This is a genomic window from Streptomyces curacoi, from assembly GCF_001513975.1.
GTDB classification, from domain to species: Bacteria; Actinomycetota; Actinomycetes; order Streptomycetales; family Streptomycetaceae; genus Streptomyces; species Streptomyces curacoi.
This window is the reverse complement of the sequence record NZ_KQ947987.1, coordinates 519,570-531,920: the sequence shown is the minus strand read 5'-3', so window position 1 is coordinate 531,920 and position 12,351 is coordinate 519,570. Positions and strand designations below refer to the sequence as shown.

The 12,351-nt window shown below is 72.9% G+C and carries 11 protein-coding genes; 6 read left to right on the top strand and 5 right to left on the bottom strand.

Annotated features, from left to right (window positions below; genetic code table 11):
* Positions 1–5 precede the first annotated feature (5 nt).
* The gene (locus AQI70_RS15800) at positions 6–2,858 is read right to left on the bottom strand and encodes an AfsR/SARP family transcriptional regulator (protein ID WP_062149503.1); all 2,853 of its coding nucleotides are present in this window, start codon (positions 2,856–2,858) and stop codon (positions 6–8) included.
* 157 nt (positions 2,859–3,015) lie between these two features.
* On the opposite strand from AQI70_RS15800, the gene AQI70_RS15795 reads away from it, so the two are divergent.
* Positions 3,016–3,357 carry a hypothetical protein gene (locus AQI70_RS15795; RefSeq protein ID WP_062149500.1) on the top strand — a complete coding sequence of 114 codons (342 nt, stop codon included), beginning with the start codon at positions 3,016–3,018 and terminating at the stop codon, positions 3,355–3,357.
* A 93-nt stretch (positions 3,358–3,450) separates the two neighbouring features.
* On the opposite strand, the gene AQI70_RS15790 is transcribed toward AQI70_RS15795, so the two are convergent.
* Positions 3,451–4,098 (bottom strand): ThuA domain-containing protein, encoded by a 648-nt coding sequence (locus AQI70_RS15790; RefSeq protein ID WP_062149497.1) that lies wholly within the window; start codon positions 4,096–4,098, stop codon positions 3,451–3,453.
* 154 nt (positions 4,099–4,252) lie between these two features.
* Between AQI70_RS15790 and AQI70_RS15785 the strand changes: the two genes are divergently transcribed.
* From AQI70_RS15785 to AQI70_RS15775, 3 genes are all read left to right on the top strand, one after another.
* Positions 4,253–5,275, top strand: coding sequence for a DUF5954 family protein (locus tag AQI70_RS15785; RefSeq protein WP_062149494.1), 1,023 nt, complete (start codon positions 4,253–4,255; stop codon positions 5,273–5,275).
* 63 nt (positions 5,276–5,338) lie between these two features.
* Positions 5,339–5,971 carry a VOC family protein gene (locus tag AQI70_RS15780; RefSeq protein ID WP_062149491.1) on the top strand — a complete coding sequence of 211 codons (633 nt, stop codon included), beginning with the start codon at positions 5,339–5,341 and terminating at the stop codon, positions 5,969–5,971.
* 88 nt (positions 5,972–6,059) lie between these two features.
* Complete coding sequence (locus AQI70_RS15775) at positions 6,060–6,467, top strand: VOC family protein (RefSeq protein ID WP_062149488.1); 408 nt, start codon at positions 6,060–6,062, stop codon at positions 6,465–6,467.
* Here the strand turns inward: AQI70_RS15775 and AQI70_RS15770 are convergent.
* Positions 6,444–7,136: a helix-turn-helix transcriptional regulator gene (locus AQI70_RS15770; RefSeq protein WP_062149485.1), complete on the bottom strand. Its 693-nt coding sequence runs from the start codon at positions 7,134–7,136 to the stop codon at positions 6,444–6,446. The two genes, AQI70_RS15775 and AQI70_RS15770, sit on opposite strands and share 24 nt — an antisense overlap.
* A gap of 156 nt (positions 7,137–7,292) precedes the next feature.
* Complete coding sequence (locus tag AQI70_RS15765) at positions 7,293–8,228, bottom strand: AraC family transcriptional regulator (RefSeq protein WP_062149482.1); 936 nt, start codon at positions 8,226–8,228, stop codon at positions 7,293–7,295.
* Positions 8,229–8,308: 80 nt separating this feature from the next.
* On the opposite strand from AQI70_RS15765, the gene AQI70_RS15760 reads away from it, so the two are divergent.
* A complete protein-coding gene (locus AQI70_RS15760) occupies positions 8,309–9,160 on the top strand; it encodes an NmrA family NAD(P)-binding protein (RefSeq protein WP_062149479.1) in 852 nt (283 codons plus the stop codon).
* Between the two features lie 11 nt (positions 9,161–9,171).
* Here AQI70_RS15760 and AQI70_RS15755 read toward each other — a convergent pair whose 3' ends face one another.
* Positions 9,172–10,311 carry a YihY/virulence factor BrkB family protein gene (locus AQI70_RS15755; RefSeq protein ID WP_062150087.1) on the bottom strand — a complete coding sequence of 380 codons (1,140 nt, stop codon included), beginning with the start codon at positions 10,309–10,311 and terminating at the stop codon, positions 9,172–9,174.
* A gap of 99 nt (positions 10,312–10,410) precedes the next feature.
* Here AQI70_RS15755 and AQI70_RS15750 point away from each other — a divergent pair, with 99 nt between their 5' ends.
* Entirely contained in the window at positions 10,411–12,045 is a 1,635-nt protein-coding gene (locus AQI70_RS15750; RefSeq protein WP_062149476.1) for an acyl-CoA dehydrogenase family protein, read from the top strand.
* Positions 12,046–12,351 lie beyond the last annotated feature (306 nt).

Here is a 12,351-nt window from a genome sequence, read left to right as displayed (position 1 = left end):
CAGCACTAGTCCGCCGTCGGCTCGTCGAGTTCGCGCAGGAGGGTGCGGACCTGGGCCACGTCCGGCTCGGGGGCGTTGATGTCGAGGTAGATGGCGAGGGCCTCGCGCAGGGCCTGCCCGGCCGGTTCGACGGCTCCTGTCGCCCGGTGGGTCTGGCTCAGGTGGACCAGGGTCTCGGCCTCGTTGTAGCGGTGGCCCAGGGCGCGGTTGAGGTCCAGGCTGTGCGCGTAGCAGTCGACGGCGTTCGTGTGGTCGCCGAGCTGCTGGTAGGCGTAGCCGAGGGTGTCCCAGGTGCCGGCCTGGCCGCGTTCGTCGCCCAGCTCCCGCTGGATGGCCAGCGCCAGCCGGCAGTGCCGTACCGCCTCGGTGTGGTCGCCGAGCCGGGTGTGGTCCCAGGCCACCGCGTTCAGGGCGCGGGCCCGTCCCGGGAGGTGGCCGAGCGAGGTGAACAGGTCGACGGCGCGCTGATCGTGCCGGAGTGCGGCGGGCTTGTCGTCCTGGCGTTCGTAGAGCCAGCCCAGGGCGAGGTGGGTGTGGGCGGCGGAGCGCAGATCGCCGCTCCGCTCCGAAAGGTCCAGCGCTCGGGCCAGTTGGTCGTGGGCCTCGGCGAAGCGGGCAGTCTCCGTGCACGCCCAGGCGAGCGTGCGGTGGGATTCGGCCCGGGCGGCCGGATCCGCCAGGCGGACGGCGGCGGCGAGGGCGGTGGTGTGTACGGCGGTGACGTCGGCCCAGCGTCCCCGGCGGGCGAGGAAGGTGGTGAGGGCCCAGGCCAGCCGCCATGCTCGGGTGTCGTGTCCGGCGCGGGCCGCGTGGTCGACGGTCGCCGTCAGGACGGTGTGCTCGCGGGCGAACCACGCCATGGCCTGGTCGTGGGTGGCGAGTTCCTCGGGCCGGGCGTCGTCCGCGGCCGGGGCCGGCGGGAGCGGGTCGCGGTGCGGGAGCAGGAGGCGGTCGGCGGCGTATGCCGTGTGCGCGTAGTGGTCGAGTACGCGGGTGAGGGCCGCGTCCGCTTCGCCGGCGGGCGCGGCGGTCGCCGCCAGTTCGAGGGCGTAGGCACGCAGCAGGTCGTGGCAGGTGAAGCGGCCGGGGACGGGCTCCTGGACGAGGTGGTGGGCCTGCAGGCGGCGCAGCCGGGTGCGCAGCCGGGCGGGTGGCAGCGCGGTGAGGCCGGCTGCCGCGGGCAGGCCGATGTCGGCGCCGGGTGCCTGGGCGAGCTGGCGGAAGACCCGGGCGGAGTCGGGGTCGAGGGCGAGGTAGGAGGCGGCGAAGACGGTGCGGATGTCACCGGACGCCTCGCCGGTCTCCAGGGCGTCGAGGCGGGTCGCGGTGTCGCGCAGTTCGGCCGCCAGGGCGGTCAGGGTGAGCACCGGGTTCGTGGTGACGCGGGCGGCGAGGACGCTCACGGCCAGCGGGAGCCCGGCGCAGTGGCGGAGGAGCTCCGCCGCCGCTTCGGGTTCGGCGGCGAGCCGGTCGGCGCCGACGCGGCGGACGAACAGATCGCGCGCCTCGGGATCGTCGAGCGTGTCCAGGGTGAGCCGGCCGACGCCGTGGGTGGCGGCGAGTCCGGGGAGTTGGTGGCGGCTGGTGATCAGGACCGTGCAGGTGGGGCTGCCCGGCAGCAGGGGCAGTACCTGCTCGCTGTCCCGGGCGTTGTCGAGCACGACGAGCAGTCGCCGGTCCGCGGTGAGGCTGCGGTACAGCGCGGCCTGGGACTGCGGGGCGGTGGGCAGGCCGGCGGGGTCGGCGCCGAGGGCCTCCAGGAAGCCTCGCATGACCGCGTACGGGTCCGCCGGTTCACCGGAGGGGGTGAAGCCGCGCAGGTCGGCGTACAACTGGCCGTCGGGGAAGAGTTCTTGCTGGTCGTGGGCCCAGCGCAGGGCCAGCGAGGTCTTGCCGACGCCGCCGGTGCCGCAGATCGCCGCGATCAGGACGCTGCCGCCGTCCGGCTTGCCCCGGGGGGCCAGCAGCTTGTCCAGGCGGGCCAGTTCGCTGCCACGTCCGGTGAACAGCGTTGGCGGGGCGGGCAGTTGTCGGGGCCGAGCCGCTGAGGCCGGGCTCGGCTCGGCGGCCCGCGCCGGGCCGGGGTCAGCGCTCCGCACCGGGGGCGCGAGCCGTGGATCGCAGATCAGGATCCGCTGGTACAGCTCCTGCAGCGGGGGCCCGGGGTCGATGCCCAGCTCGTCGGCGAGACGGCGCCGTACGACCTGGTAGTGCCGCAGGGCGTCGGCGGGGCGTCCGCCACGGTAGAGGGCGAGCATCAGCTGGGCGGCGAGCCGCTCGTCCAGCGGGTGGCTCTCGGCGAGCGCGGGCAGCGTGGTCAGCAGCTCGGCGTGCAGGCCGCGACGCAACTGGACGTCGGCCCGGTCCAGGACGGCCGCGAGCCGTTCCACCCGCGCCGTCTCGCGTTGGGCGGCGAACCAGGGGCTGTCCATGTCGGGACACAGCTCGCCCCGCCACAGCGCGAGCGCCTCCTCGAACAGTCGCGCCGCCGCGTCCTCGTCCCCCGCTTTCGCGGCGGTTCGCGCGCCGGTGCTGAGGGCCCGGAAGCGGTGCAGGTCGACGGCCGAGGGCTCGACGGACAGCTCGTAGCCTCCCGACCGCCGCGCGATCCGTGCCGCCCCGGCCGTGGTCCGTAACGCCTGGCGCAGTCGGGAGAGGTAGCTGTACAGCGTCTCCCGGGCGCGCTGCGGGGGCCGCTGCGCCCAGACGCGGTCGATGAGCTGGTCCACCGTCACCACGTGGTTCGCCGCCAGCACCAGCACCGCGAGGACGCGCCGCTGCCGCGCCGGGCCCGGATCCAGCCGGTGGCCGTCGACCCGGACCTCGACCTCGCCCAGCACACGGATCTCCACGGCCACATGAACCACCCCCCGAGGGGATCCTAGGGCCGATCGCTGTGGCACTGACCAGCTGTTTCAAGCTCTTTTCAAGGTTTGGGCAGGGTCGGGCCGCCAAGGTGGTGGGCAGCTCGGCCGACCTTGCACTCGACGGCACCGACAGGAAGGTGTGTACCGAATGTCTCGTCTCCGAAGCGCCGCCGCCACCCTCGCCGTCACGGCCGGACTCCTCGGCGGCGGAGTCATGACCGCGCCGTCCGCCTCCGCGGCGGACTGCTGGACGCCCAGGCAGGCCGGATCGCACAACCAGTGGGCCAACTCCGGCGGGGACGCCATCTCCCACAGCGGACCGTACGGCGCGTGCGAGAGCTACAACGTGCGGGACGCGTGGGTGTCGGTGGCGTGCAAGTACCAGAACACCCACGGCAACTGGTGGTACTACACCGACTGGGGATGGATCTACGGCGCGAAGTACCTGTCGTTTCCCTACGGCGGTGTGACGACGACCTGCACCCGCTGACCGACCGGCAGCGCGAACGCCGGGCGCCTCTTCGACCATCACGACGGGGGAATGACGGAGGGCCACTTCGCAGGAGTGGCCCTCCGTCCTGTTTCAGTCCTGTCGCGCCGCCCAGGCGATCCCGCCGAGCAGGTGGGCCCGGAAGTCCGGGTCCGCGTAGGCCTCGGCGGCGTGGCCGAGGGCCGTGTAGAAGACGCGGCCGGATCCCTGCTGGCGGCACCACACCAGGGGGTGGTCCTCGCCCATGCCGCCTCCCTCGTACGAAGACTCGTCGGCGGAGGCCAGCACCCGCACCGTGCCCCGGGGGTTGGTGCGGAAGTCGTACCACTCGTCGACGAAGTCCCATACGGCGGGAAGGTGCCGGGTGGCCGGGTGCTCGCGGTCCTCGACGACCGCCTTGCCGGGCTGGTACTCGGGGTGCCGGTCGAACCACGCGCCCAGCAGTTCGCCGTAGTACGGCCAGTCGTACTCGGTGCAGGCCGCCGCGTGGACGCCGACGAACCCGCCGCCCGCCTCGACGTACGCGGCGAGCCGCTCACGCCCGGCGGGGGTGAGCACCTCGCCGCTGGTGGAGAGGAAGACGACGGCCGCGTAACCGTCGAGGGGTTGCTCGACGGCGGCGGGATCCTCCGTGTGGTCCACCTCGAAGTCGCCGAGGGTGCGCAGGGCCGCGACGCCGGCCGGGATGGATTCGTGCCGGTAGGCGGTGGTGCGGGTGTGGACGAGGAGTCGTGCGGGCATGCGACGGAGCCTAGGCGAGCGGGGGGCGCGGACCCACTGCCGCCGGTGATCGGAAACTTTCGAGGCGCGGGCCGCCTTCAGGGCGCCGCCCAACCAGCCCGGCAGTTGGGTCGGTTCGCCCCCGACGCACTCCCCCACTGGAAACAATGCGTGAATGACCCATGACTGGCAGCAACAGATCCACGCGCTCCACGAGGAGTTGATCCGCCGTGACGACCCCGCCGCCTGGGTGCGGGAGGCCGACGCGGTGGACGCCTCGCTGCGCTATCCCGGGTTCGCCCTGCGCGGGCCGGTGTTCGGGGTCGCCGTGCAGGATGCGGCAATGGGGCCCGAGTGGCGGGTGCTCAAGCCGGTCGTGAACGGGATGCCGCAGATGGCCCGGGACTCGCTGAACACCCATCTGTGGTTCACGGCGAAGGACGACACCGACGATCCGGCCGTACGCCGTGAACTGCTCGCCGCGGTGGACGTGTTGGAACGGGAGCCGGTGAACGAGGTCGAGGCGTGCGGGGTGCGGTACCGGATCGTGCGCGGGGACGAGTTCTCGCGCTGCGACGACCACGGGCTGGAGCCGCCCCGGCCCACCGACCCGGAGCCCGCCGAACGCTCCTGGGAGCGGAGCACCGGCCTCACCCCCTCCCCCGACCTGGACTTCGCCCTGGACGCCGACCGCGCGGACGACGGCCCGATGGCGGGCGCCCTGCGGGCCGGGCTGCGGGACTTCACTTACCGGGGCGTGCGGTTCCCCGCCGACGTACGCCGTGACTCGGAGCGGGCGGTGGCCTCGCATCCGCACGTCGTGCTGATGCCCACCTGTTTCGGTGTGGTCGAGCGCGAACGGACCGGCTGGGAACCGGCCCTCGCGATCCAGTCCACCCCGCACGACGCCCGGCGCGTGCTCCATGACGCGATGGCCGAGATGTGGCCCATGCTGTACCGGTTCGACGACGAGAAGAAGGCCGCGTACGCGAAGGCCGCCGAGGAGTTCCGGACGCTGGAGCACGCCGACGAGGCGCGGGTGGCGGACCGGGTCTTCCGGATCTGCCGCGTCGAGCGCATGGTCCGCATGGGGCCCGACGGTCCGGAGACCCCGCGGCCCTCGGACGTGGACGAGTACGGCCCCATGAGGATCCATCCGACGCTGCTCGATGACGGCACCGTCGTCTTCGAGGAGTGACCTCCCCGGTCCTGACGCACAGGTGTTCCACAACCCGGGCCGCTCTGCGTAGCCTCGGCTGCGATGAACGCCATTCCCCCGCTCCTGGACCATCTCGTCCTCGCGACCCCCGACCTGGCCGCCACGGTCGCAGACTTCGCCCGGCGCACCGGCGTCACCCCCGCCCCGGGCGGCGTGCACGTCGGGCTCGGCACGCGGAATCATCTGGTGTCGCTGGGCGGCAGCAGCTACCTGGAGATCATCGGCCCGGATCCCGAGCAGTCCGCGCCCGGGCAGCCCCGCCCCTTCGACGTCGACGGCCTGACCGCCCCGCGCACGGTCACCTGGGCGATCAGCCCGCCCGACCTGGACGCGGCGATCGACGGCGCCCGGGCCCAGGGCTACGATCCCGGGTCCGCGCAGGCGATGAGCCGCCGCAGACCCGACGGCACCCTGCTGGAATGGCGGCTCACCGACGGCGACGACGCCCACCCGTCCGGCCTCGTCCCGTTCCTCATCGACTGGGGCACCTCGGTCCACCCCAGCGCCTCTGGCCTGCCCACCACCCCCCTGCTGTCCCTGTCCGCGAGCGCCCCCGAACCGGACGAGATCCGTCCCCTGCTGTCGGCCCTCGGCACGGACCTCGCCCTCACGACGGGCCCGGTGGGGATGTCCTTCACCGTGGAGACCCCCCTGGGGCCGGTCACCTTCCACTGAGGATGTCGGACCGGGTGGCCGACACGGTGTCCGACAGGGTGTCCGATTCCTTCAAGACGGCCGGCCTCCGGCTCCCTACGGTGGCCGTATGACTCCACGACTCGATGCCATCGGCCTCGTCGTCTCCGACTTGGCCGCAGCCGTCACCTTCTACCGCCGCCTCGGCTTCGCCTTCCCCGAGGGCGCCGAGAACGAGCCGCACACCGAGGCCGGACTGCCGGGCGGGCTGCGGCTGATGCTCGACACCGAGGAGACCGTGCGGTCCTTCCTTCCGCAGTGGCAGCCACCGACGGGCGGCGGCCGGCACTCCCTGGCGCTGCGCTGCGAGAGCCCGTCGGAGGTCGACGCGGTGTACGAGGAGCTGGTGGGCGCCGGGTACCACGGCGAGCTCAAGCCGTGGGACGCCTTCTGGGGCCAGCGGTACGCCACCGTCCACGATCCGGACGGCAACGGCGTCGACCTCTTCGCGCCGCTAGCCGCCGCTCCGGCCGAGTAGTCCGGTGAGCGGCAGGCCCGCCAACTCCCGCACCTCCCGGGACAGATGAGCCTGATCGGCGTATCCGGCCCGGGCGGCCGTGTCCGCGAAGGGCACTCCACGGCGGGCGAGGCCGAGCGCCCGCTGCAGCCGCAGGATCCGGGCCAGCGTCTTGGGGCCGTACCCGAAGGCGGTCAGACAGCGGCGGTGCAACTGGCGTACGCCCAGGCCGAGTTCGTCGGCGGTGGCGGCGACGGGCCGCCCGGCGTCGAGGGCGGTGACGACCCGTCGTAGCAGCGGGTCGGGCGACTCGGCGTCGGCGGCCCGCTCCAGGGCCACGTCTTCGAGCGCGGTCACGGGGTCGGCCGCGTTCTCGATACGGCCGCGCAGCCGCCGCACCTCGGAGGCCGGCCACAGGTCCGCGAGGTCGACCCGCCGGTCCAGCACCTCATGAGCCGGAACGCCGAGGAATCCGGGTGCGGTCCCCGGAAGGAAGCGGACACCCACCCAGGTACTCGGCTCCCCTTCGGTGACGTACGCACGTGTGTCGGGCCCGGCGACCAGCAGCCGACCCTCGTTCCACAGCAGGTCCATGCACCCGTCGGGCAGCACACGCCCCTCACCCCTCCCACCAGGGGTGTTCGTCCACACCACGGCACCGGTCAGCCGCGACGCCCGCTCGGCGTACACACAGGCCAGGCTACGCCGCGACCAGCCACACATCCCGCCGCCCTCAGCCCTCAGCCCTCGGCCCTCGGCCCTCAGCCCTCAGCCCTCAGCCCTCAGCCCTCAGCCCTCAGCCCTCAGCCCTCAGACGAGCTGCCCCCGACCACGAAACCCGACACCCTACGAAGCCCGCATCCGATGCTCCTGCGGACTCACCCCGTACACCCGCTTGAACGCACTGGACAGAGCGAACGCGCTGCCATAGCCGACCTTTCGCGCAATCGCCTCCAACGTGTCGTCGGTGTCGCGCAACGCATCCGCCGCGAGCGCGAGCCGCCACCCCGTGAGGTATGTCATCGGCGGCTCCCCCACCAGCTCCGTGAACCGGCGGGCCAGCGCGGCCCGGGAGACCCCCGCCTTGGCGGCGAGCGAGGCGACCGTCCACGGGTGCGCGGGGTGGTCCTGGACCAGGCGCAGCACCCGGCCCACCACGGGGTCCGCGAGCGCCGCGTACCAGCCGGGCGGCTCCGCCTCGGGGCGGGCGAACCAGGCCCTGAGCGCGGCGATGACCAGCAGGTCGAGCAGGCGGTCCAGGACGACCTCCTGGCCGGGTTCGTCGCGGACGATCTCCTCCAGGAGATACGGCGTGAGGGGGCAGTTCCACACCTCGGCGGGGAGGGACAGCAGCGGCGGCAACGCGCTGAGCAGCCGTCCGCTGACCTCGCCCTGCCACAGATACGTGCCGATCAGCATCACGGCGGATCCGTCGATCCGGTCGCCCCAGGTGCGCACGCCGAGGTCCATCGAGCCGTTGAGGGGGCGTCCGTCGGGGTAGCGGCACTCGGCGCCCGGAAGGATCAGGGCCTGGGGTGCGGTGCCGGGGTCGTCGGCGCAGGTGTAGGGGTCGGGGCCGCGGGCGATGGCGAGGTCGCCGGGGCGCAGCCGGACGCGCTCCCCGTCGTCCGGGATCACCCAGGCGTCACCGCGGACCATGACCATGACGGTGAGCGGGGCGCGGTCCTCGACACGGATGGACCACGGCGGCTCGAAGCACGTGCGGATCATGAAGGCGCCACGCGCGCGTGGCCCCTCCAGCAGGCCTGCCAGGGCGTCCATGGCGTCAGCGTAGACGCCCGCACATGGGAATGAGCCGTTCAGCGATGGGCTGTCGGGGCGCGTGACCGTTGACTGGAGGCATGACGCAGAACGCGGCCGACAAGGCGAACACGCAGCAGATGACGGTGGTGGTGACCGGTGCCTCGGGCCGTACCGGCAGCCGGGTGGCGGAGGCGGCACGCGCCGCGGGGCTCACGGTACGGCCCGCGTCCCGGGCGTGGGGCTTCGACTGGGAGGATCCGACGACGTGGGCGGCCACTCTGCGCGACGCCGACGCGGCGTATTTGGTGCATCCGTCCGACGTCGGCTCCCCGGCGGCGGCCGAGGACATCGGGGCGCTCGCCCGGGAGGCGGTCGGGCTGGGGGTACGGCGGCTCGTGCTGCTGTCGGCGCGTGGCGAGGACCAGGCGCTGCCGGCGGAGGAGGCGCTGAAGGCGTCCGGCGCGCACTGGACGGTCGTACGGGCGGCCTGGTTCTCGCAGAACTTCAGTGAGGGGCCGCTGGTGGAGGGGTTGCGCCACGGGGAGCTGGTGTTCCCGGCGGGAGAGGTGAAGGAGCCGTTCGTCGACGTGCGGGACATCGCGGACGTCGTGGTGGCGGCGCTCGTCCGCGGTGACCGGTATGCGGGCCGGACGCTGGAGCTGACCGGGCCCCGGCTGCTCACCTGGCGGGAGGCGGTCGCGGAGGTGTCCGAGGCGACGGGCGGCACGATCACCTACACACCGGTTCCGACCCGGGCCTACGGCGATGCCCTGGCCGGCTTCGGTGTCCCGGCGGAGGAGGCCGAGCTCCTGATCGAGGTCTTCGAAACCCTCATGGACGGCCGCAACGCGCATCTCACGGACGACGTGCGCGAGGTGCTCGGCCGTGGACCACGGGACTTCGGGGACTTCGTGCGGGAGGCCGCGGCGGCGGGGGCGTGGCAGGTCTGAAGCCCCGCCCTTCAGTCCTCCGGCTTGTGCGGTGGATGGGTGTGCGTGCTCTTCACGTGGGTCCGCAGCCGCGAGGTCACGTCCTCCGGCGGCAGGAAACGGGACCACCGCTCCGGGAACTCCGACGGCATGTCCGGGTCCTCGGGGTCCGGCTCCCGGCTCGCGGCGGCGCGGGCCACGTACTCGGCGACCTGGGCCTCGCGCATCCGTTCGTTCGCGGCGCGGGCCGCGGCCGTCGCGGCGGCCGGCCAGACCCGGTCGATCGCGGCGTTGACCGCGGCCCCGACGAGCACGGCGAACGCGGACACGCCGATCCACAGCAGCACGGCCACGGCGGCGGCGAGGGAGCCGTAGATCGTCGCGCCCTCGATCGTGTTCGTCAGGTAGATGCGCAGCAGGAAGCTGCCGAGCACCCACATGCCGAGGGCGACGAGGGCGCCGGGCACATCCTCGATCCAGGGCGAGCGCACCGGCACGGACACGTGGTACAGCGTCGTCAGGAACGCGATCGACAGGACGATCACGACCGGCCAGTACAGCACCTGCACCACGGTCTCCGACCACGGCACGATCCGCACCACCGCGTCCGGTCCGGCCACCATCAGCGGCAGCGCCACCGAGCCGATCAGCAGCGCGGCGATGAACAGCAGGAACGCCACGAGCCGGGTCTTGACGATGCCCCGGACGCCGTCGAGGCCGTACATCACGGTGATGGTGTCGATGAAGACGTTCACCGCGCGCGAGCCCGACCACAGGGCGAACAGGAAGCCGACGGAGATGACGTCGGGGCGGCCGCCCTTCATCACGTCGTCCAGGATCGGCTGCGCGATCTGGCGCACGCCCTTGTCGGACAGGACGGTGCGCGAGGCCTCCAGGAGGTTGGTCTCCAGGCTGGTGATGGTGTCGGTGCCGGTCCAGTCGTCGACGTAGCCGAGCAGACCGATGAGGCTGAGCAGCAGCGGCGGCACGGACAGCAGGGTGAAGAACGCGGCCTCGGCCGCGAGGCCCAGGATGCGGTACTCGATGCAGGAGTTGACGGTGTCCTTGAGCAGCAGCCAGGCGGTCCTCCGCTTGGAGACGTTCCGGTAGAGGGCACGCGCCCGGTGGAGACGGCCGGAGGGCCGCTGGGGGGATTCACTTGCTGACTGCACGAACCAAAGGTATCCGTCGTGCCAGGTCGCACTCACCCCATGGGGCCGAGGCGCCCGCCCTGTGGTGGCCTCCGGCGCCGCGCGGGTAGGTTCGCAGACATGGCAGGCAGCACCCACAGCGTGACCAACCAGGCCCCGCCCCTCGTGGCCTACGACGTCTTCACCGCCGACCGGGCCCTGGTGGCGGCGGTGGAGCGGCATGTCGCTCCCGAGCTGCTGGACGAGGTCCGCACGGAGCTGGCCGCGCTCGGGCGCACCTGTGGCGCGGCGCAGGTCCAGGAGTGGGGGGCGCAGGCCAACGAGAACCCGCCGCAGCTGCGCACCCACGACCGCTACGGCCGTCGTGTCGACGAGGTCGAGTTCCATCCGGCCTGGCACCGGCTGCTCGGCAAGGGCGTCGCGGCCGGGCTGACCGCCGCCTGGACCCGGCCCGCCGGGCATCTGCGGCGGGCGGCCGCGTTCCTGATGTGGACGCAGGTCGAGGCCGGCAACGGCTGCCCGCTGTCCATGACCCACGCGGCCGTCCCTGCCCTGCGCACCGACCCGGACCTGGCCGCCGAGTGGGAACCCCGGCTGACGTCCATGATCTACGACCGTGATCTCAGGCCCGCCCGGCAGAAGGCCGGGGCGCTGTTCGGGATGGGGATGACGGAGAAGCAGGGCGGTAGCGACGTACGCGCCAACACGACGTCCGCCACACCGCTCGCCGAGGCCGGGACGTACGCGCTGACCGGGCACAAGTGGTTCTGCTCGGCGCCGATGTCGGACGGGTTCCTGGTCCTCGCCCAGGCGCCGGAGGGCCTGACGTGTTTCCTCGTGCCGCGTGTCCTGGACGACGGCAGCCGCAATGTGTTCCTGATCCAGCGGCTCAAGGACAAACTGGGCAACCGTTCGAACGCCTCCGGCGAGGTCGAGTTCGACGGGACGTGGGCGCGCCGGGTCGGTGAGGAGGGGCGCGGGGTGCGCACCATCATCGAGATGGTGGCCGCGACCCGCCTCGACTGCGTGCTCGGCTCGGCGGGACTGATGCGGCAGGCCGTGGCGCAGGCTGTCCATCACTGCTCCCACCGCGAGGCCTTCGGCGGCAAGCTCGTCGACAAGCCGCTCATGCGCAACGTCCTGGCCGACCTGGCCGTCGAGTCCGAGGCGGCGACGACCCTCGCGCTGCGGCTCGCGGCCGCCTACGACGACGGCGGCGAACAGGAGCGGGCGCTGCTGCGGATCGCGGTGCCGGCCGCCAAGTACTGGGTGACCAAGCGGTGTGCGCCGGTGACCGTCGAGGCGTCCGAGTGCCTGGGCGGCAACGGGTACGTCGAGGAGTCCGGGATGCCCCGGCTGGTGCGCGAGTCGCCGCTGAACTCGATCTGGGAGGGCGCGGGCAACGTCCAGGCGCTGGACGTGCTGCGGGCGTTGCAGCGCGAGCCGACCGCACTCAACGCCTACCTTCAGGAGGTGGGCAAGGCACGCGGCGCCGATCACCGCCTGGACACGGCGATCAAGTCCCTGCTGACCGAACTGGCCGACCTGGAGGGCATCGAGGCGAGGGCCCGCCGGCTGACGGAGCGGCTGGCACTTGTGCTCCAAGGGTCTCTGCTCGTCCGCTACGCCCCACCGGAGGTCGCCGACGCCTTCTGCGCCTCTCGTCTGGGCGGCGACGGCGGCGCGGCCTTCGGCACGTTGCCGTCCACCCTGGACCTGCGGTCGGTGGTGGATCGGTCCAGGCCGCAGGCCTGACCGAGGGGCGCGGGGAACTGCGCGACCAGCCACGAACCGCCCCGCGGCCGCCGACGCGACAGAAAGCCGCACCCCCTGTCGCGCAACGCGGCCCGACCACCGGAGGTAGGGGGTGGTGCTGCGCCGACACGGCACCACCCCCGCTCATGGCCCGTTCGAGGCCGCGAACGCCGCTCGGGACGGCGTCGCTCAAGTTTCAACCAGGCCAGAGCGGTTCACCAGGGTTGCAAGGGGTTGCAACTTGCTGGCGTCTGTGTGCGGACTGTGTCCCTCCGCGAGAGGCGGACGGCACTATGAGACGCACAG